Annotated in this window: 16 protein-coding genes; 3 read left to right on the forward strand and 13 right to left on the reverse strand. The window is 71.8% G+C overall.

Annotated features, from left to right (window positions below):
* Nucleotides 1–45 precede the first annotated feature (45 nt).
* The gene (locus CUD01_RS13665) at nucleotides 46–1,803 is read right to left on the reverse strand and encodes a S8 family serine peptidase (protein WP_141321855.1); all 1,758 of its coding nucleotides are present in this window, start codon (nucleotides 1,801–1,803) and stop codon (nucleotides 46–48) included.
* A 126-nt stretch (nucleotides 1,804–1,929) separates the two neighbouring features.
* Between CUD01_RS13665 and CUD01_RS13670 the strand changes: the two genes are divergently transcribed.
* Nucleotides 1,930–4,248, forward strand: coding sequence for a putative bifunctional diguanylate cyclase/phosphodiesterase (locus CUD01_RS13670; RefSeq protein ID WP_244937789.1), 2,319 nt, complete (start codon nucleotides 1,930–1,932; stop codon nucleotides 4,246–4,248).
* 94 nt (nucleotides 4,249–4,342) lie between these two features.
* Here the strand turns inward: CUD01_RS13670 and nusB are convergent, their stop codons facing one another.
* Nucleotides 4,343–4,759 (reverse strand): transcription antitermination factor NusB, encoded by a 417-nt coding sequence (gene nusB / locus CUD01_RS13675; RefSeq protein ID WP_094179977.1) that lies wholly within the window; start codon nucleotides 4,757–4,759, stop codon nucleotides 4,343–4,345.
* A 1-nt stretch (nucleotide 4,760) separates the two neighbouring features.
* Nucleotides 4,761–5,324, reverse strand: coding sequence for an elongation factor P (efp, locus tag CUD01_RS13680; protein WP_094179976.1), 564 nt, complete (start codon nucleotides 5,322–5,324; stop codon nucleotides 4,761–4,763).
* Nucleotides 5,325–5,559: 235 nt separating this feature from the next.
* On the opposite strand from efp, the gene CUD01_RS13685 reads away from it, so the two are divergent.
* Nucleotides 5,560–6,003: a hypothetical protein gene (locus CUD01_RS13685; protein ID WP_141321857.1), complete on the forward strand. Its 444-nt coding sequence runs from the start codon at nucleotides 5,560–5,562 to the stop codon at nucleotides 6,001–6,003.
* Between the two features lie 10 nt (nucleotides 6,004–6,013).
* On the opposite strand, the gene CUD01_RS13690 is transcribed toward CUD01_RS13685, so the two are convergent.
* From CUD01_RS13690 to CUD01_RS13705, 4 genes are all read right to left on the reverse strand, one after another.
* Entirely contained in the window at nucleotides 6,014–6,652 is a 639-nt protein-coding gene (locus tag CUD01_RS13690; RefSeq protein ID WP_094179974.1) for a hypothetical protein, read from the reverse strand.
* 49 nt (nucleotides 6,653–6,701) lie between these two features.
* Nucleotides 6,702–7,142, reverse strand: coding sequence for a type II 3-dehydroquinate dehydratase (locus tag CUD01_RS13695; RefSeq protein ID WP_141321859.1), 441 nt, complete (start codon nucleotides 7,140–7,142; stop codon nucleotides 6,702–6,704).
* 61 nt (nucleotides 7,143–7,203) lie between these two features.
* Nucleotides 7,204–8,325 (reverse strand): 3-dehydroquinate synthase, encoded by a 1,122-nt coding sequence (gene aroB, locus CUD01_RS13700; protein ID WP_141321861.1) that lies wholly within the window; start codon nucleotides 8,323–8,325, stop codon nucleotides 7,204–7,206.
* Nucleotides 8,322–8,930, reverse strand: a complete 609-nt coding sequence (locus tag CUD01_RS13705) for a shikimate kinase (RefSeq protein WP_141321863.1) — start codon at nucleotides 8,928–8,930, stop codon at nucleotides 8,322–8,324. Before CUD01_RS13705 ends, aroB begins: the two co-directional genes overlap by 4 nt.
* 174 nt (nucleotides 8,931–9,104) lie before the next feature.
* Between CUD01_RS13705 and CUD01_RS13710 the strand changes: the two genes are divergently transcribed.
* Nucleotides 9,105–13,031 carry a fibronectin type III domain-containing protein gene (locus tag CUD01_RS13710; protein WP_141321865.1) on the forward strand — a complete coding sequence of 1,309 codons (3,927 nt, stop codon included), beginning with the start codon at nucleotides 9,105–9,107 and terminating at the stop codon, nucleotides 13,029–13,031.
* A gap of 88 nt (nucleotides 13,032–13,119) precedes the next feature.
* Here the strand turns inward: CUD01_RS13710 and aroC are convergent, their stop codons facing one another.
* From aroC to CUD01_RS13740, 6 genes are all read right to left on the reverse strand, one after another.
* Entirely contained in the window at nucleotides 13,120–14,307 is a 1,188-nt protein-coding gene (gene aroC / locus CUD01_RS13715; RefSeq protein ID WP_141321867.1) for a chorismate synthase, read from the reverse strand.
* Between the two features lie 129 nt (nucleotides 14,308–14,436).
* Nucleotides 14,437–15,291: a hypothetical protein gene (locus CUD01_RS13720; protein WP_141321869.1), complete on the reverse strand. Its 855-nt coding sequence runs from the start codon at nucleotides 15,289–15,291 to the stop codon at nucleotides 14,437–14,439.
* Nucleotides 15,291–16,043 carry a PilN domain-containing protein gene (locus tag CUD01_RS13725; protein ID WP_141321871.1) on the reverse strand — a complete coding sequence of 251 codons (753 nt, stop codon included), beginning with the start codon at nucleotides 16,041–16,043 and terminating at the stop codon, nucleotides 15,291–15,293. Before CUD01_RS13725 ends, CUD01_RS13720 begins: the two co-directional genes overlap by 1 nt.
* Nucleotides 16,040–17,104 (reverse strand): type IV pilus assembly protein PilM, encoded by a 1,065-nt coding sequence (pilM, locus tag CUD01_RS13730; protein ID WP_141321873.1) that lies wholly within the window; start codon nucleotides 17,102–17,104, stop codon nucleotides 16,040–16,042. Before pilM ends, CUD01_RS13725 begins: the two co-directional genes overlap by 4 nt.
* 124 nt (nucleotides 17,105–17,228) lie before the next feature.
* Nucleotides 17,229–18,011: a prepilin peptidase gene (locus CUD01_RS13735; protein ID WP_141321875.1), complete on the reverse strand. Its 783-nt coding sequence runs from the start codon at nucleotides 18,009–18,011 to the stop codon at nucleotides 17,229–17,231.
* A gap of 6 nt (nucleotides 18,012–18,017) precedes the next feature.
* Nucleotides 18,018–19,835, reverse strand: coding sequence for a hypothetical protein (locus tag CUD01_RS13740; RefSeq protein WP_166772008.1), 1,818 nt, complete (start codon nucleotides 19,833–19,835; stop codon nucleotides 18,018–18,020).
* Between the last annotated feature and the right edge of the window lie 7 nt (nucleotides 19,836–19,842).

Consider the following 19,842-nt stretch of genomic DNA (forward strand, 5'->3'; position numbering starts at 1 on the left):
GGGTGCGTCGACGACGCACCCGCCCTTCTCGACCGTGGAGAGCCGTCAGCCGACGCGCGTCCCCGCCGAGTACTTCGGGATCGACACGAAGCTCGCCGTGCCCACCGGCGTGACGCGGACCTTGATGATCGCGCCCTTGTCGAGGGAGTTCAGCGTGCGCGTCTTGCCCGTGGCACCCGAGATCGCCTTGCCGTTGCGGTACCACTGGAACTTGTAGCCGTTCACCTTGCCGGTGAACGAGTACTTCGCGGTCACCGTCTGGCCGACCTTCGCGGTACCCGTGACAGTGACGGCGCCGGCCGGGGCCAGCACCTTCTGCAGGTTCAGGTAGCCCGCGCCGCACCGGGTGGTGGTGCAGTTGTAGGTCGGGAAGCTGGGGTACTTCGGGAACGGCGACGTCGCCTTCTTCAGCCCGGACTCGACGGCGCTGCCACGCAGGCCGAGCGAGTACAGCATCGCCGCGGCCGCGGAGACGTGCGGCGCCGCCTGGCTGGTGCCCATCATCAGACCCCAGGTCTGGGTGCCGGGCTTGGTCGTGCCGGTGTTCCACGTCGACAGGATCGGCCGGTAGCCGTCGGCGTACTCGCCGCCGGGGGCCGAGACCTCGACCGTGTTGCCGTAGTTCGAGTAGCTGGCGCGCTGGCCGTACTCGTCGAGCGCCGCGACCGTGACGACGTTCTTGCAGTTCGCGGGGCCGTACAGCGACGCGCTCTCCGCCGAGTTGCCCGCGGAGACGACGACGACCGCGCCGCGCTTGCGCGCGTTGTCGATCGCCCGCTGCGTCATGGAGCCGCACGCGTGCTTGCCGCCGAGCGAGAGGTTGATGACCTTCGCGGGCGTCTTGTTCCTCGACGTCCCGGACACGACGCCACCCGACGCCCACGTGATGCCCGCGGCGATGTCCGCCGACGTGCCGCCACCCGCGCCGAGCACGCGCACGTGCTGGATGCGGACGCCCGGCGCGACACCGACGCCCCTCGCACCGTCCCACTTCGCGGCGATGATGCCCGCGACGTGCGTGCCGTGCCACGAGCTCTGGTCCTCGCTGTCCCAGTCACCCTGGTCCTGCGGGTTCGAGTCACGGGCGTTGCCGTCCCGTGCCCGGGTCTTGTCGGAGATCATGTCGTAGCCCGCGACGGTCACCCCGTCGATCTGCGGGTGCGCCGTGCGGCCCGTGTCGAGCACCGCGACGACCACGTTCTTGCCCTTGGTCGCGGGCCACAGCGCCGTGGCGTGGGTCGAGTAGCCACCCGTCGGCCAGGCGACGCCGTCGAGCGTGCCGCGCGACGAGTAGTCCCAGATGTTCCACTGGTACTGCTTGACGTACGGGTCCGTCGGGACGACCGGCCCGGCGGCGTACGCCGTCGAGATGTAGTTGGGCTCGACGTCCGTGATCCCGGGGACGGCCTTGAGCGCGGTGATCGCGGCCTGGGCCTGAGCAGGCGTCACGGGCTCCTCGAAGTCGACGGCCCACGTCGCGCCGGCGTCGACCGCTGCGGCCCCCGTGGCGACCTTCGCGCCGCTAGCCTTGAGCGCGGACTGCACGGAGGCGTTGGCGGCCGCGCGGGCGGCGACCGTGGCGGTCCCGCTCGCCGAGGCGGCCAGACCGTCCTTGAAGCTGTACACGACGCCCGCGACGAGCGTCTCCTGCTTCTCGACCGCGGCCGAGTCCTTCTTCGGCAGCGTGCCCTCGTCGCTCGCCGCGTTCGCGGCCGGCGCGACGGCAGCACCCACGAGGGTCGCCGCGAGGCCGCTGCACGCGACCGCCGCGATCGCTCGTCTGGCGCGGGTCCAGGTCGTCATCAACTCATCTCCAGTCGTCGTCGCACCCGGGGCTTTTGTCCACCGGGCCGCAGGCAGCGTATTGCCTGAGTTGCCCGACGCACAGGCGTTGTCCGCGCCGGACGCACATTTCGCCCGATGGGGGCGGTGTCACCCGAATGCCAGGTCATGTCGGGCGGTGCGCACGCCGAAGCAACCATCGTGCTCGGGTCGGTTCCCACGTGGGTCTGCGCGGTCCAGCTGCTGGCGGCTGGTCTGGTGGCGGGCCTCCTGGTGCTGCAGTGGCTCTGGTGGCGCACCGACCGCCGCCCCGTGGGTGCCGTCTGGGGCCTCGCGTGGTCCGCGGACATCGGGCTGATGCTGCTGGTCGGCGCCGTCGCCGGCTACCTCGCCCCCGGCACCGTGCAGACCGTCCTGACGTTCGTGCACCTCCTGCTCGTCGCCGGCTTCCTCCTGCTCGCGCTCCCGACCACCCGCGCGTTCGCCCAGGGTCCGCGCACGGCGTGGTGGGTCGCCGGCGCGGCCGTGCCGCTCGCCGCGCACGCGATCGCGTGGCTCGTCCCCGAGGTCCGCGACGCCGGACCGCGCAGCGACCTCGCGGTGGGCTCGACGCTCGTCGTCGCGACCCTCGTCGTCCTGTCGTACGTCGTCGTCACGCTCGGACGCCACTCGGTGACCGTGTGGGGCGCGCTGCTCGTGGCCGCCGGCCTGGAGTCGGTGAGCATGCTCGTCGCGAGCGGGTTCATGCCCGACCGCGACATCAGCTCGCTGCTCGCCGCGCTGTGGGCCGTCCCGATCGCGTTCGGCCTCGCGGCCCTCGCACTCGTGCGGGTACGCCAGTCGCAGGACGAGGCGAGCCGGCAGCACCGGATGCGGGACGCGGTCGCGCGCGTGTCCAACGCCGCGTGGTTCGCGCGCGACGCCGACACGCTCCTGCTGCAGGCGCGCGACGAGGCACGCAAGGTGCTCGACGACCCCGCGGTCGAGGGCACGCTGCGGCCCATCGCGCACGGCCGGTTCGTGTGCGAGCTGTACAGCGCGCAGGTGCGCGACGGCCACGAGCGCGCGTTCCTCGTCGACGTCGCGCAGATCGTCTCGGCCGCCGCCGAGCGCTATGCGCTGACCCGCCAGCTGAACCGCACCGCGTTCGCGGACGCGCTCACGGGCCTGCCGAACCGCCGCGCGGTCCAGCAGCACCTGCACGAGGTGCTCGAGCGCGCCAACGTCGAGCGGACCCGCGTCTCGCTCGTGTACTGCGACCTGGACGGCTTCAAGCGCTACAACGACGTGCACGGGCACGCCGGCGGCGACGACATGCTGTGCCGCGTCGCGACCTACCTGCGCGGGGCGATCCCGGGCGAGGAGACGTTCGTCGGTCGCCTCGGCGGCGACGAGTTCGTCGTGGTCATCTCGCGTGCGCCGCTCGACCCCGAGCTCGTCGCGATCGCCCGCTCGCTGCGTGAGGGCTTCGTCGACCGCTCCCCCGGCAACCGGCCGTCGCGGCTCTCCGTCGGCATCGCGACCTGGCAGCCCGGTGACGTCGTCGACGTCGAGGCGCTCGTGCGGCACGCCGACACCGCGATGCTCGAGGCCAAGCGCTCGCGCTCCGGCTTCCGCGTGTTCGACCGCGCGCTGCGCCGCGCCGTCGAGGCCGAGCGCGTGCAGCGCTCCGCGCTCGAGGCCGCGGTCACCGACGGGCTGTTCACGGCGCACTACCAGCCGATCGTCGACGCGCGCACGCTCGAGGTCCTGCAGGTCGAGGCGCTGGCGCGGTGGGACCACCACGGCCGGCTGCTCCTGCCCGTCGACTGGCTGGAGCTCGCCGAGGAGACCGGGCTCATCGTGCCGATCGGGCTGTCGATGCTCAGCCAGGCGCGGCGTGCGCTCGACCGGTTCCAGATGCCCGTCTCGGTCAACCTCGCGGCGCGGCACCTGTCGGAGCCGGACGCGCTCGAGCAGATCGAGACCGCGTGGGGCTCGACGTACTGGGAGCACCTCACCCTCGAGATCACCGAGAGCGCGCTCGTCCAGACCGGCGCCGCGATCCCCGTGCTGTCCGAGCTGCGCGCGCGGGGCACGCGGATCGCCGTCGACGACTTCGGGACCGGCTACTCCTCGCTCGCGCGGCTCGCACGCCTGCCCGTCGACGTCCTCAAGATCGACCGCTCGTTCGTGCGTGAGGTCGACACCGAGCGCGGGGCGTCCGTGGTGCGCGCGATCATCGAGCTGGCGGCCGCGCACGGCCTCGACGTCGTCGCCGAGGGCGTGGAGCGCGCGGCCGACCTGGACGCGCTCGTGCAGCTCGGGGTCCGGCGGGTGCAGGGCAACTTCCTGGGCCGCGCCGCTCCGACGGTGCCCGTGCGGGGCCCGCGCCCCGGTTCGCAGTGGGAGGACACGCGTCCCCTGCGCGTCGTCCCGTCGCCGCGCACCGACGACCGGTTCGACCTGCTGCACCACCGCGCCTGACGGCCTCGGCCGGGCGGCGCCGCGACGACGCGTGTCACGACGACGAGGCGCGCCGCCCCCATGGGGACGGCGCGCCTCGTGACGTCTCGGCCGCTCAGGCCAGGAGCATCGGCTTGAGCTCGACGATCCTGCCCAGCAGGCCGTTGACGAACGTCGGGGACTCGTCGGTCGACAGCGCGCGGACCAGGTCCACGGCCTCGTCGACGGCGACCGCGTCCGGCACGTCGTCGTTGAACAGGACCTCCCACGTGCCGACGCGCAGGACGGCGCGGTCGACCGCAGGCATCCGCTCGATCGTCCAGCCGTGCGAGTGCGACGCGAGCACCTCATCGATGCGTGCGAGACGTGCGACGACGCCCTCGACGATCTCGACCGCGTACTGCGGCAGCGCCGCCTCCGTGCCGGGCTCGGCGATGCGCTGCGCGAGCAGCGTCACCGGCTCGACGCCGCGCTGGTCGGCCTCGAAGAGGACGTCGACGGCCCGCTTGCGGGCCTTGGACCGGGCTCCCACGTCAGTCGTTCACGCGACCCAGGTAGGAGCCGTCGCGCGTGTCGACCTTGACCTTGGTGTCGGCCTCGAGGAACAGCGGGACCTGGATCTCGTAGCCCGTCTCGAGCGTCGCGGGCTTGGTGCCCGCGCTCGAGCGGTCGCCCTGCAGACCCGGCTCGGTGTACGTGACCAGCAGCGTCACGGACGGCGGGAGCTCGACGTACAGCGGAGCGCCCTCGTTCGTGGCGACCAGCGCGTTCTGGTTCTCGAGCATGAAGTTCGCGGCGTCGCCCACGGTCGCGGCCGGCACGTGCAGCTGGTCGTACGTGTCCGTGTCCATGAACACGAAGTCGTCGCCGTCCTTGTACAGGTACTGCATCTCGCGCTTGTCGACGTTGGCCGTCTCGACCTTCACGCCGGCGTTGAACGTGCGGTCGACGACCTTGCCGCTCAGGACGTTCTTCAGCTTGGTGCGCACGAAGGCGCCACCCTTGCCGGGCTTGACGTGCTGGAACTCGATGACGGTCCAGAGCTGGCCGTCGATGCGCAGCACGGTGCCGTTCTTGAGGTCGTTCGTGGTCGCCACGGTTCGTCGCTTCCTGTCGAGGGTGGATCGAGGCGGCTCGCGCGCCCCGCACCCGACGGGTCCCCCGGGTGGTCGCGTCCGGCCGCAGGCCGCCGACCATCGTACCGTCCCGGCACGCACCCCACCGTCCGCCCGCCGCACGGGCCGCCGCCGGCAGCCCTCGGGACGGTGGTGCCCGACGACGGACCGCGACGAACCGGCGACGTGTGCGGGTGGCCTGTGGTTCGGTAGGCGCATGCTCGTTGTGCTCGCGGTCCTCGGCGCGCTCGTCGTCTCCGTCGGCGGCGGCTGGTGGTTCGTCTCCGGCGTCCTGCGTCTCGCGTCGCGGCCGGGCGCCGACCCCGTGGCCGGGGCGCGCGGCGCGACGGTCGACCCCGGGCCGGTGCCGCCCCCGCCCGCACCGTCGTCGTCCCTCGACCCCGCGGGACCGGACGGCCCGGCGGCCCGCGCGGCGCTGCGGGGCGGCACGTGGATCGGCTTCCTGGAGCGGGCAGCGGTCACCGCGTGCGTGCTGCTCGGCCAGCCCGCGGGGGTGGCGATCGTCGTGGCCGTCAAGGGTCTGGGCCGCTACCCCGAGCTGAAGGAGAACCCCGGCGCGTCGGAGCGGTTCGTGATCGGCACGCTCGCGTCGCTGATCTGGGCGGCTGGATGGGGTCTGCTCGCGTCGCTGGCGCTGTGAGGTCGCGCGCTCAGCCCTGGGCGGCCAGCAGGAGACGCGCCGCGGCGCCGGACGCGGCGCGCGCCTCGTCGTAGAGCGCCGTGCGCAGACGCTGGCTGACGGCCTGCTGCGTGATGCCCATGGCGGCGGCCACGTCCTCCTGACGCGCGTGGGGTCCTGCCGCGTCAACCGCGTCGACGGCCTCCCAACCCGCCGCGGTGCGCCGCGCTGCGGTCGCGGCGACGAGCGTCAGCACGGCCTCGGCGTCGAGGCCCGCCTGGTGGTGCGCACCGCGGACAGCGAACGGGACCACGCGCTGGCGGCTCTTGGCGGCCTCGACCGCGTCCCGGGCCAGGACGAACGCGGTGCCTGACGCCGCCCGGGAGGTCTCCGCGAGCGGCTCGTCGACCCGTCCGCAGCCGATGCCGACGCTCCAGCCGCCGGCCCGCAGCACCCGCAGGACGATCGCGACGGCCAGCCCGGCGTCGTCGAGCGCGCCCTGCACCTCGTCCCCTACCGTCCGTTCGAACCCGAGCACGACGCCCTCGGGCCGCGGCACGGCAGATCCGGCGACCGCACCGGGCCACACGTCCTCGAACGCGGCGAGGAGCTCGGGCACGCGGTCGCCGTCGCGGCGGCTGCCTCGCTGGTCGATCGTCAGGACGAGCATGGCACCAGTCTGTCGGCTTGTTCAGTGCTGCACAAGTGTAGGAACTTGTTCAGTCCGTCGGGGCGAGGGCCGACAGCGCCAGACGGTACGAGTCCAGGCCGAAGCCCGCGACCGTCCCCGTCGCCACCCCGCCGACCACCGACGTGTGCCGGAACGTCTCCCGCGCGTACGGGTTGGTGATGTGCACCTCGACGAGCCGCAGGCGAGCGCCCGTGACCTGCGCAGCCGCGTCCCGCATCGCGTACGAGTAGTGCGTGAACGCGGCGGGGTTCAGCACGACGTCGCTGCGCGAGTCGACGGCATCGTGCAGCCAGCCGATCAGCTCCGCCTCGTCGTCGGTCTGCCGCACCTCCACGTCGAGGCCAAGCCCGGCACCCCACCGCTGCACCGCCGACACGAGGTCGGAGAACGACGTGGAGCCGTACACCTCCGGCTCACGAGTGCCCAGGCGCGCCAGGTTCGGACCGTTGAGCACCAGCACTCGCGTCATGCGGGAAGCCTATCGACGGCCCCGCGCCACGCCCGCCGGACGGGCGCCGACGCGCCGCACGTCACAACGCGACCGCGGACGACGACGTCGCACCCTCGGCGACCTCGGCGTACGCCGCCGCGAGCAGCGTCGGGTCGGGACCCTCCAGGCGCGTGGGACGGCCGACGTCCTCGAGCACGACGAACCGCAGCAGGTCGCCCCGGGTCTTCTTATCGCGCCGCATCGCGGCCAGCAGGCGCTCCCACCGGTCACCCGGGTACGTCGTCGGCAGACCGAGCGCCGTGAGCACCGCCCGGTGCCGGTCCACCACCTCGTCGGACAGCTTGCCGGCGAGCCGCGCGAGCTCCGCCACGTACACCATGCCGACCGACACCGCCGCGCCGTGGCGCCACTGGTACCGCTCCACCTGCTCGATCGCGTGCGCGAACGTGTGCCCGTAGTTGAGGATCTCGCGCAGGCCCGCCTCCTTGAGGTCCTCACCCACGACCTGCGCCTTGACGACCACCGCCCGCTCGACCAGTTCGAGCAGCACGTCCGAGCGCGCCGCCGCCACCGGGTCCTGCAGCAGCGCCACGTTCGACTCGACGAGCTCGAGGATCCGCGGGTCCGCGATGAAACCCGCCTTGACGATCTCCGCCAGCCCCGCGACGAAGTCGAACCGCTGCATCGACTCGAGCGCGGCCAGGTCGCACAGCACCGCGGCCGGCGGGTGGAAGGCGCCGACGAGGTTCTTGCCCTCGGCGGTGTTGATCCCCGTCTTGCCGCCCACGGCCGCGTCGACCATCGCGAGCACCGTCGTCGGGACCTGCACGACCCGGATGCCGCGCAGCCACGTCGCCGCGACGAACCCGCCCAGGTCCGTCGTCGCGCCACCACCGACCGCGACGATCGCGTCCGAGCGCGTGAAGTCCGCCTGGCCCAGCACGCCCCACAGGAACGCCGCGACCTGCGCGGTCTTCGACTCCTCGGCGTCCGGCACCTGCGCACCGAACGTCTCGTACCCGTGCGCGCGCAGGTCCTCGATGATCGCGTCCGCCGTCGTCGCGAGCGCCGCAGGGTGCACGACGAGCACGCGCCGCACCTTCTCCCCCAGCGTCGCGGGAAGCTCCGCGAGCAGGTTCCGCCCGATCACCACGTCGTACGGCTGCTCCCCCTGCACCGTCACCCGTCGCACGTCGCTCACGCGTCCCCCTGCCTCGTCGTCGTCTCGCCCGCCGGGTTCCCCGACCGGGCGTCCGTCCCGTGCGCACGAGCCTGCGCCAGCGCACCCTCCACCTCCTGCGCGACCTGGGCGGGCCGCAGCCCGTCGGTCAGCACGCGCAGCGTCGCCACCCGCTCGTACACCGGGCGACGGGCGTCCATCAACGCCTGCCACTGCGCACGCGGGTTCCCCAGCAGCAGCGGGCGCGACCGGTTCAGACCCACCCGCGGAGCCGCGTGCGCGAGCGTCACGTCCAGGAACACCACCGCCCCGCCCGCTGCGCGGTACGCCGCGAGAACCTCCTGCGTCCCTTCGTCGAGCACCGCGCCGCCACCCAGGGCGAGCACACCGTCGTGCCCGGCCACCGCGGCGGCCACAGCCGCGCGCTCGAGCGCCCGGAACGCCGGCTCACCGTCGTCGACGAAGATCTCCGCGATCGGCTTGCCCGCGACCGTCTCCACGTCGGAGTCGGTGTCCCGCAGCGCGAGCTGCCACCGCTCGGCGAGCGCCGCCCCCACCGTCGACTTGCCCGACCCGGGCGGTCCGACGAGCACGACACGAGGTCCGGGGTGGTCGCTGGAGAGCACGCCCGGAGCCTAGTCGAGGCGGCTCGGCGCACCCCCGCCGTCCGCATGGCGACCGCTGTCGTTCGGCGCTGGAGTCGGAATGGCGCCGGACGAGTGAATCGTCCGATCAGCCTCGGGGCTTCGCTCACCTCGGGCTCCGTCCGTGCCGATGCCTCCACGACCCGTGTGACGAGCATGCCTGGAGGCATCGTGTTCCTGCGCAAGACCGCCGCCGCGGTCGTGACGGCCGCCCTGATCGTCGTAGGAGGCGCGGCGACGATCGTCGCCCCGGCGTCGGCGGCCACGACCCTGACCATCGGCGTCCCGCAGGACCTCCGCACGCAGCTCGTCGACGGCGACGTCCGGTTCCTGTGGGACGGCGTCGACGGTGCGTCGGGGTACACGATCCAGCTCGCGACCGACGACCAGTTCGCGACCTCCAACCTCGTGGCGACCCGAACCACGACCGCGCGGACGTGGATCCCCGAGCGGACCCTCGGCAACCTCGAGGACCGGGGTCTGTACTGGCGCGTCGCGGCGCACACCTCCGGCACGACCGACGCGTCGCGGGGCGCCTTCTCCGAGCCGGTGACCGTCGAGGCCCCCGCCGCCGCAGCTCCTGCTCTGCTCTCGCCCGCGTACGGCGACGTGATCGACTACCCGGACCCCGTGACCTTCCGGTGGACTCCCGTCCGCGGCGCGATCTCCTACACGCTCACGTACTCGTCGAGCCCGGACTGGGCGACGGGCACGACGACCGTGCCGGGGCTCACCGGCACGTCCCACACGCCGGTCTCTCCGCTCGAGCGAACGTCGTCGGGTGCACCGGTGCTGTGGAGCTGGAAGGTCCAGGCGGTATTCGCGAACCCCTCGTCGACGACCACGACCGCTGACCCGGTCACGGGTCCGGCGAGCGAGACCGCCACGTTCACCGTGCGCTGGACCGCGGCGGACTCCGCGCCCACGCTCCTGGCACCGACGAGCACGGACCCGATCCAGAGCGACCTGCGGTTCTCCTGGACTCCGGTGGCAGGTGCGACGAAGTACTCGATCGTGATCGGGCAGTCGGTGGACGACGCCACCGGACTGGTCACGACAGTGAAGATCGAGGGCGATTCCACGAGCACGACGTACGTCCCGCTGGAGCAGCTGGTGGACGGCAACTACTGGTGGCAGGTGACGGCGTACGACCCGGCCGGCAACAAGGGCCAGCCTTCGCAGGCCAAGCAGTTCCGCAAGGCGTGGGGCGGGCAGACCGCACCGACCGTCAGCGCTGCCGGCTTCACCAAGACGTACCCGTACCCGACGTTCGGCTCGACCGACATCGCGAACCCGGTCCGGACGCCGCTGGACCAGGTGCTCCTCACCTGGGAGCCGGTGCCGCGCGCGACCTTGTACGAGGTCGAGGCGATCCCGATCCTGCGAGACAGCACCGACAAGCGCCAGGGGCTGACCTGCCGCACCGCCTCGACGTCGGCGAGCATCGTCGGGCGGGTCGTCGAAGGCACGAACGACGGCTCTGCGCTCGAGGGCGACGGGACCTGCCTCTGGAAGTCGACCAAGGCGAACCGGATGGACCCTGGGGGTCTCTACGAGTGGCGGGTCCGCGCGATCGACTACTCCGGCAACGCCACCACCGCGCTCCAGCAGGCGACGCCGGCGGGATCGCAGGAGTCGCTCTGGTCCGACGTCGACGACGGCGACACGTCTCGCAAGCGGTACTTCGACGTGGCTCCCCCGCGCTCGGGGACCGACGTCACGGCCGTCGTCGACGACGAGTCGTGGCAGGTCGAGCGCGACACCGTCGTCGGCAAGCCGGCCCCGCTCATGAAGTGGTCACCCGTTGCCGGCGCGAACGCCTACGAGGTGGCCGTCTACCACGACTACGACTGCAGCGTGCACGTGACGACCCAGTACACGACGCAGACGCACCTGCGCATCAACGGGGTGTTCGACGACGAGACCTCGGGTGAGTACTGCTGGCGTGTCCGCGGGGTGTCGGCCAACGACGCGTTCTCGGAGTTCCAGCCCATCGTCGGCTCGGTGTTCACGCCCAAGCAGTACTACTGGCAGAAGCGGAGCACGCCGGTCGACTTCGTCGGTGCGACCCCCGTGACCACGACGTCCGACGGGTCCGTGGTGTTCTCCTGGCGGCCGCAGTCCGAGTCCGCGCCCGCCGACGGCGGTAGCCGCGGCTACGCGGTGACCATCCTCGACTCGTCGCTCACCTCGAAGGGCACGCTCAAGGTCGAATACCCCTGGTACGTCGCCAAGACGCTCGATCTCGGGCAGAAGCCGCTCCAGCCCGGCAGCTACTGGTTCAAGGTCGCGGCGCTCGACGCACTCGGCAATCCCGGTAACTACACCGCGCCCGAGCCGTTCACCGTCGCGGCACCCGCGCCCACGGACCTCACCACGCGAGTGGACGGCACGTCCGCCACCCTCTCGTGGTCCGGCACCACGGCAGCCGCCAAGTACGGCGTCAAGGTGCGTCCCGTCGGCGGCACGTGGCCGACGACGCCGACGCAGGTCACCCAGACCTCGGCAACGGTCCGCGACCTCGACGACGGCACGTACGAGTGGCTGGTGTTCAGCTACGACAACAGCAGCTACACGTCGCGCGAGGCGACGTCGGGGCGGTTCACGGTCGCTGCTCCCGTACCTGTGCGGACCACGGCCGACGGTGCGGTCCTCACACCCCGCGACCGGGTGCTCGACTGGACCCCGGTCGACGGCGCGTCGCGCTACCTCGTGCAGTACTCCGCCACGGCCGGGACGCTCGACACGGCGACGGCGGCGGAGACGTTGGCGACCTCGTTCGCGATCCCCGCGACCCTCGCCTACGGGACCACCTACTACTGGCAGGTCACCGCCGTCCCCGAGAAGGCGAACACGGCGTCGACGCGCGTCAAGCTCGGTAAGTCGTCCGTCGGCTCGTTCAGCGTCACGAACCCGCCCGCGACGGTCCAGATCGGTCTCGCTGTCTCCGGGACGGACGCCACGGTGACCTGGAAGACCCCGGCCGGCGCGGACCGCGGGTCCCTCGAGACCCCCGCGTACCGGCTCGCCTACCGCGCCTCGAACGCCAACGGGACGACGAGCGACTGGACCCTTCTGACGATCGAGGCGGGTACCGAGTCGGTCAAGGTCGGGAGCCTGGCCCCGTCGACCACCTACGAGTTCCAGCTGCAGGCGTACAACGTCGAGGGTGCGAGCGCCTGGTCCACCGCCCGCTCGGTCACGACCGCCGGTGCGCCGACGACCCCGGTCACGAACCTCACCGCCAAGCCGCTGGCGACCGCGCTCACCGTGTCCTGGCGCGTACCGTCGGGCACCGGCGGGTCGCCGATCACCGGCTACTCGGTCAAGTACCGCAAGGGCGAGGGCAGCTGGGTCGCCGTGCCCGCGGCTACCTCCTCGACGGCCACGACCGTCGAGATCAAGGGTCTGACCACGGTCTCGTCGTACACGGTGAGCGTCGCCCCGCTCAACGCGTTCGGCGCTGGGCCTGCCGCGACCCTGACGACGGCGACCCTCGGGCTCGCCACGGCCCCGTCGAACGTGAAGGCGTCGCGCGGCAACGCATCGGCGACGCTCTCCTGGTCGCCCCCCGCGAGCAACGGCGGCGCGGCGATCCAGGCGTACGACCTGCAGTACCGGGCGAAGAGCGCGACCACCGGGTGGACGACCTGGCGGACCGGACCGAGCGTCTCAGCCTCCGCCCGGACGGCCACCGTCACCAGTCTCAAGAACGGGTCGTACTACCAGATCCGGGTGGCGGCGCGGACCCAGCTCGGGACCGGTGCGTGGTCGACCGCGGCCGCGGTCACGCCGGCGACCAAGCCGTCAGCGCCGACGTCGGTCAAGGCCACCAGCCCGGCCACGAAGACGGTGAAGGTCACCTGGCGCGCGTCGGTCACCAACGGCTCGAAGATCTCCGCCTACCGGGTCGAGTACTCGACGGGCTCGACGTGGAAGACGCTCGCGACGACCTCCGCGACGGCGACCAGCTACACCTGGTCCAAGGCGACGAAGGGGACGACGTACTCGTTCCGCGTCGTCGCCACGAGCAACCTGGGCAACAGCCCGGCGAGCACGGTCGTCCGGGTGGTCGCCCGCTGACGAGCGGAGCACGGCGAAGGCCCGGCCCCCGCGAGGGTGGCCGGGCCTTCGTCGTCGCTCGTCCGCTCGTCCGCCGACGCGGCGGGCGTCAGCGCAGCAGGTCCGGGACGGCGTCCAGGTAGGCCTGCAGGTTGCGGCGGACCTCCGCGACCGAGTCGCCGCCGGTCTTCTCGAGCAGCGCGTCGGCCAGGACCAGGGCGACCATGGCCTCGGCGACGACCGCGGCCGGCGGCACCGCGCACACGTCGGAGCGCTGGTGCTGCGCCTTGGCGGCCTCGCCCGTGCTCGTGTCGATCGTCGCGAGCGCACGAGGGACCGTGGAGATGGGCTTCATGGCCGCGCGGACCCGGAGGACCTCGCCGTTGGTCATGCCGCCCTCGAGGCCGCCGGCCCGGTTCGACCGACGCCGGACGCGCCCGTCGACGCGGTCGATCTCGTCGTGCGCCTGCGAGCCGCGGCGCGTGGCGGTGCGGAACCCGTCGCCCACCTCGACACCCTTGATGGCCTGGATGCCCATGAGCGTCGCCGCCAGGCGCGCGTCGAGCCGACGGTCGGCGTGCACGTACGAGCCGAGCCCGGACGGGACACCGTAGGCGAGCACCTCGACGACGCCGCCGAGCGTGTCGCCGTCCTTGTGGCACTCGTCGATCTCCGCGACCATCGCCGCCGAGGTCTCGCCGTGGAAGCAGCGCACGGGGTCCGCGTCGAGCGCGGCGACGTCGTCGGGGCCGGGCAGCTCCGCGTCGTCCGGCACGGCGACCGGGCCGATCCCGACGACGTGCGAGACGAGCCGGATGCCCGCCGCCTGCTCGAGGAGCTTCGCGGCGACCGTGCCGAGCGCGACGCGGGTCGCGGTCTCCCGGGCCGAGGCGCGCTCGAGGACCGGCCGCGCGTCGTCGAAACCGTACTTGCGCATCCCGACGAGGTCGGCGTGGCCGGGCCGCGGGCGGGTGAGCGGAGCGTTGCGGGCGCGCTGCAGGACCGTCGGGTCCTCGACCGGGTCCGCCGACATGACCTCGACCCACTTGGGCCACTCGGTATTGCCGATCTCGATCGCGACGGGCCCACCCTGCGTCGCCCCGTGCCGCACGCCGGCCAGGAGCCGCACCTCGTCCTTCTCGAACCTCATGCGCGCGCCTCGGCCGTAGCCGAGCCTGCGCCGCGCCAAGGCCGCCTGAACGTCCTCGGTGTGGATCTCGATCCCCGCGGGCGCGCCCTCGAGGATCCCGACGAGTGCGGGGCCGTGGGACTCCCCCGCCGTCAACCAACGCAGCATCCCGCAATCCTTCCATGAGCGGGGACGGGCCCGGCCGGTGCGTCTGCGGGATGGACGCCGACGCCGCAGGGCCGCTCCGGGGTGTGTGCCGGAGCGGCCCTGCGGCGCGACGCGGCGACCGGGACGGTCTCAGTCGTCCTCTGACGAGGAAGCCGGGGCGTCGCTGCCCTCGATCGGCATGAACGGGTTGACGTCCGCGCCGGGGACCGGGAGCGGGGCCTGCGGCTCATCGGTTCCCGGGGCAGCCAGGGTGCCGTCAGGGAGGACCCAGATGTAGCCGTCGACGGTCAGCTCGAGATCTGCCAGCTCCGTCGCCGGCTTGCCCTGCTGCTGCTCCTGCTCCTCCTGCGCCATCCCGGTCAGCGCACCGACCAGGAAGAGTCGCTCGGTGCGCTGCAGGCCGTCGAGGAACGCCATCGTGTTCTGGTACGTACCCACGACGACGATCGAGACGGGGACCGCACTCATGCCGGCCGGGGCCTTGGGTGCCGCAGGCGGTGTGGTCGTCCCGTCGCCGGCCTCGGCGCCCGCGCTCGCGCTGGGGCTCGGGGTCGCGGTGGCCTCCGGTGCGGGCGCTTCCGTCGAGACGCCACCCGTCGCGTCTGCGGCACGGACCGGGTCAGGCGCGGCGAGCGTGATCATCTCCGGCGTCGACGGCGTGATCTGCGTGACGAACACCGAGTGCTGTGCGGCGACGTCGTTGAGCTGCCGCAGGTACGACGAGAGAGCGATCGTCGTCGGGATGCCCTTCTGCAGACCCGCGAGCTCGGCCTTGTACTCCTCGAGGTGGGCGAACTCGGCGCGCAGCTTGTCGACCTTCTGCTTGAGGATGACGTTCTGCTCCTCGGTCTGCTTGGTCTGCGCCTTCGTGTCGTCCGCCTGCGCGAACACGGGCGAGATCAGCAGGAACCAGGCCATCGCCATCATGACGACCGCGAGGAAGGTGGTCCCACCGATCCAGGTGGACTTCTTGGCGTTACCCATCACTCGCCCTCATCCTTCGCATCGGCACCAGCGTCACCTGCGGGTGGGGTGGTGTCGGAAACGGGCTCGAAGCGGCCGGAGAACACGCTGGGCGCGAGCTGAACGCTCCCGTCGATCTTGTAGTAGACGCCGAAGCCCTCGGTCTCGGTGATCTGAACGGACGTCACGAAGGAGTCCGCGAGACCCGGGATCGAGTCGAGCGCGTCCATGAGGGCGCTCACGTCCGGGACCGACACGGAACGAGCGGCGAATGCGATGTTCCCGATGCTCGCACCCTGCAGCGCATGGGCCGCGGCGCCAGGACCTTCCATGGGAGTCGATCCGGTGATCGCGAACGAGTCCATGCTCGCCCCCTCGGGGAGAACGGCCGCGATCGCGTCGAAGTACTGCTTCCACAGGATGTCCGTCGACCCGGCGATCTGGCGTGCGCGCACGGCTTCCGCGAGCTGGGCCTGTACGCGTGGGACCTCGGCGTACTTGGTCTGCTCCTGCGTCAGTCGTGCCGTCTCCCTCTGCGCGTTCTCCAGGTCGGACTGCGCGTTGGACGCCACGCTCTGCGCCAGGAGCCAGACGAGCGCGCACAGCGCGACCACGACCAGCAGCGCGATCACCAGCCAGCGCTTGATGCTCTGCAGGCCTCGAGCGGCGCGAACCTCGGGGGGCAGCAGGTTGACCTGCGGCAACCCGGTCACGATCGACTGCGCCGGCTTGCCCTTGACGGACTTCAGGGGGCGCTCCAGCAGCGAGCTCATGCGGCAACTCCGTATGCGAGTCCGACGGGAAGAGCGATCAGCGACTCGCGTCCGGCCAGCCGCTCGCGGCCCACCGACTTGGCCGTGCGCAGCCCTGCGAGCGGGTCACCCAGGGTCACGGCGATCCGGCTGGCGCTCGACAGGTACTGGCCCAGCCCGGGCAGGTGCGAACCGCCTCCGGTCAGCACGACCAGATCGATGCCTGCACCGGGGTTGTTGCCCGTGTAGTACACGAACGTGTTGCGCACCGACTCGATGAGCTGACGCACGACGTCGGCGACGTTGTCCGCCGCTTGCTGCCGATCGGGCGAGACCGCGTACCCCACACCGATCTCCCGCTTGGCGGTCTCGGCCTCGGCTACCGAGATCCCCAGCGCGCTCGCAACCGCGGTCGTGACCTGGTGCCCGCCACTCGGCAGCACACGAACCAGCCGCGGCTGACCCTGCGCCGCCACGACGACGGTGGTGATCTGCGCGCCGATGTCGACCAGCGCGACGGTCCGATGAGCGTAGTCCCCACGCGCGAGCGCCCGGACGAGAGCGAAGGCGTTGAGGTCGACCATCACGGGCCGCAGGCCGGCCCCTTCGACCGCCAGCACGTTCGCGTTGACGGTGTCGCGCTGTGCGGCGACCAACAGCCCGTGCACCATGCGACCGTTGGCGCCGTCGACCTCGGCCGTCGGGCAGTAGTCGAGGAGCGCGTCGTTCGTGGCCATCGGGAGCAGGTCGCCGACCTGGTAGGCCAGGGACTCGGTGAGCTGCTGCCGCGGCATCCAGGGCAGCTCCGTCTCGCGCACCAGGACGCGCTGGTTCCCGACCCCGATCACGACGTCCTTGCTCGGGAACTTGACCTTCGCCCACAGCTGCTTGAGGGCGTTCGCGACGACGCTCTGCTCGACGACCTCGCCGTCTCGCACCGCGCCCAGGGGAAGCGGGACCTCGCCGAACCGTGCGAGCGTGGGAGGGTTCTTCCCTCCGGGTCCCCCCGAGCCGAACTCGAGCTCGGCTGCGCGCACGGCGCCCGCGCCGATGTCGAGCCCGATCACACGCGTGCTGGCCACAGGCCGACCTCCGTCTGTAGAGCGGTTCCGACAGTCCTATCGGGAGCGCGCTCGTCCGACTTGAGGGTGAATGCCGCCGTCTTTCACCTGGTCGCGACGGCTTCCGGGCCCGGCTGACCCCGTCTCACAGCAGTGAGACGTACCACCGTCCGACGACGTCACCCACGAGCAGCCCGGCCCACGCCCCGGCCAGCATCCACGGCCCGAACGGAACGCTCGTGCGCCGCCCCGCCCGCCCCGCCACCATGAGGACGAGCGCGTACAGCCCACCCAGCAGGAAGGCGGAGAACCAACCCACTACGAGGGCAGCCCACCCGGCATACCCCAGGTAGATACCGAGCACCCCTGCGAGCTTCACGTCCCCGAACCCCATGCCGCCGGGGTAGACGACGAGCAGCAGGAAGTAGACGGACAGAAGGACGAACCCGCCGATACCCGCACGCAGGAGCGCGGCCCACTCGGGCTCTCCACCTGGGTTCCATGCGGCGAGCGCGAGCAGCCCTGATCCCACCGCGTAGGACGGGAGCACCACCGCGTCGGGCAGACGACGGCAGTCCAGGTCGATCAGTGCCAGGGCGATCGAGATCGCGGCGAGGTACAGCAGCGCGGGAAGCTCCCAGGAGACCCCCGCGAGCCACGTCACGAGGCCGAACGCCACGCCGGTCGCTGCCTCCACGAGCGGGTAACGCCTCGCGATCGGCTCTCCGCAGTCGTGACAACGGCCTCGAAGCACCAACCAGCCGACCACCGGGACGTTGTGACGAGCCCGGATCCGGTGGCCGCACCGCGGGCACGCGCTCGGCGGGGAGACCACCGACTCTCCGCGCGGCACCCGCCAGACGACGACGTTGAGGAACGAGCCGACCGCGAGGCCGAAGAGCGCTGCAAGAGCGACGACGATGATCACGAGGCCTCAGGGTGCAAGCGACAGCGCCTGGTTGTCCATCCGGAACCGCTCCGAGACGACGAACGCCCGCCCGCTCGCCCCGCCACCGGACGTCGCGGGCTCGTAGATGAGCTTCATCGGCGTGTCGAGGGTGACCGAGCACCCGTACATCTGCCCGGTCACGCTCAGCATCGGGCTGCCACCCGTCGTGTTGTTCACGAGACCGGGGGTGTAGATCATGAGCTGAGTGTTCGGCCCCTGGCTGAAGCCCGTCGTGTTGAACGTGATCCCGTTGACGGTGCCGCCACCAGAGGTGCACGAGGACTTGGCCGACGGCCACGGCTCGACGAGGTAGAGGCTGTGCTTGTTGCCGTCGCCGGACTCGATCCGCAGCGTCGTCTTGATCGTCGCGCCGGTCACGAAGAGAACTGCGTCCGCGTTGAGCCGGATCGTCAGACCACCGCCCAGCCCGACCTTGGACGTACCGCAGCCGCCTGAGGCGGTCGCCTGCTGCAGGTCGTAGATCGTCGGGGTGTTCACGACCAGAGGACCGGAGAAGTTGCTCGCTCCGCTGATCCACGACTGGTCGCACTCGTCCGCGAGGTACGGCCCCTTCTTGAGTGCCGCCAGGTCCACGCGCCACTTGCGCTGGATCCAACCGCTCCAGCGCGCGTCCGTCTTCGTCAGCTTCGGGAACTCGAGGCTCGGGTCGCCGGGCGGGAAGTACACGCTCATGTCCGGGCCGACCGCGGCGACGAGCGTCGCGTCGGGGATCGTCTTCGTACCCGCCGTGACCTTCGCGGCGGTGAAGCCACCGGTCAGCGGGCCCTTGATCCGCACGGTGCCCGGCGTCGTGATGGTCACCGACGAGTTGGCGTTGACGCCGTTGGCGACCTCGACGTTCCCGGTCCACGTCTGCGGGTTCGAGAGCTTGAGGTTGCCCCCGATGTACACGTTGCCCTTGAGGTTGCAGGCCGAGCTGATCTCGACGTTCCCGGCCACGACGAGGTCGCCCAGGACGGTGGCGCCAGAGGTCGGGCAGTAGAAGTTGCCGCCGACCCACATCTTGCCGTTGACCTTGCACGTCGTGTTCCACGTGACGTTGCCCGCGACGATGACGTCACCGCCGACGCTGCCGTTGGCGGGGCACGACAGGTTGCCCTTGCTGATGAAGCTGCCGTCCATCTTGCACACCGTGTTGAGCACGGAGGTCTCGGACAGCGACGAGTTGACGAAGACGCCACCGTCGGTGTCCATCGCGGACGAGCAGTCGAAGTGGTCGGTCACGATGTCGCCATCGGCACCGACGAGCGTCAGGTTCGTCTTGGCCTCGGTCTTCACGTCGCCGAAGATCGCCGAGTCGAACTCGGGCGACGGCGGCCGCTGGACGACCGTGAACTGCCCGACCATCGTGCGCACGTCGCCCGAGTCGTTTCCCGTGCCGGGAGTCCCGGTCCAGCCGGTCGAGATCACGCGGAACGGCGTCGGCGGGGTCCCCGGCGCGGCTGCGACGGGACACCCGTTCGTCCACGAGCCTTCCAGCGCGGGGTCCGCGCTGGGCGCCACGAGCCGCTGTACCTGGGCCATCCACCGGGGGCTGCTGCCCGTGCCCGATCCACCTGCCCAGCAGGTCCCGCCCGCGACCTGCGCCGCGGCGGTCTCCAAGCCGGCCTCGGCGGCCGACTTCGCATTGACCGACGAACGCGACGCGGTCGCCTGCCCGATGGCGAACACGACCGTGCCGACCAGCGCGATCATGAGCACCGCGATGACGGCGCTCACGCCGATGACCGCGACCATCGTCGCACCCTGCTCGTCACGTCGAGCGCGGCGCACCATGGACATCACGCGG

The sequence above is a fragment of the Cellulomonas uda genome (genome assembly GCF_006538705.1).
GTDB classification, from domain to species: domain Bacteria; phylum Actinomycetota; class Actinomycetes; order Actinomycetales; family Cellulomonadaceae; genus Cellulomonas; species Cellulomonas uda.

Excerpts from the sequence above, each read along its gene's own strand:
- CUD01_RS13665 (WP_141321855.1), bottom strand. The coding sequence starts at position 1,803 with ATGACGACCTGGACCCGCGCCAGACGAGCGATCGCGGCGGTCGCGTGC.
- CUD01_RS13685 (WP_141321857.1), top strand. The coding sequence starts at position 5,560 with ATGCTCGTTGTGCTCGCGGTCCTCGGCGCGCTCGTCGTCTCCGTCGGC.
- CUD01_RS13690 (WP_094179974.1), bottom strand. The coding sequence starts at position 6,652 with ATGCTCGTCCTGACGATCGACCAGCGAGGCAGCCGCCGCGACGGCGAC.
- CUD01_RS13695 (WP_141321859.1), bottom strand. The coding sequence starts at position 7,142 with ATGACGCGAGTGCTGGTGCTCAACGGTCCGAACCTGGCGCGCCTGGGC.
- CUD01_RS13710 (WP_141321865.1), top strand. The coding sequence starts at position 9,105 with ATGCCTGGAGGCATCGTGTTCCTGCGCAAGACCGCCGCCGCGGTCGTG.
- aroC (WP_141321867.1), bottom strand. The coding sequence starts at position 14,307 with ATGCTGCGTTGGTTGACGGCGGGGGAGTCCCACGGCCCCGCACTCGTC.
- CUD01_RS13720 (WP_141321869.1), bottom strand. The coding sequence starts at position 15,291 with ATGGGTAACGCCAAGAAGTCCACCTGGATCGGTGGGACCACCTTCCTC.
- CUD01_RS13725 (WP_141321871.1), bottom strand. The coding sequence starts at position 16,043 with ATGAGCTCGCTGCTGGAGCGCCCCCTGAAGTCCGTCAAGGGCAAGCCG.
- CUD01_RS13740 (WP_166772008.1), bottom strand. The coding sequence starts at position 19,835 with ATGTCCATGGTGCGCCGCGCTCGACGTGACGAGCAGGGTGCGACGATG.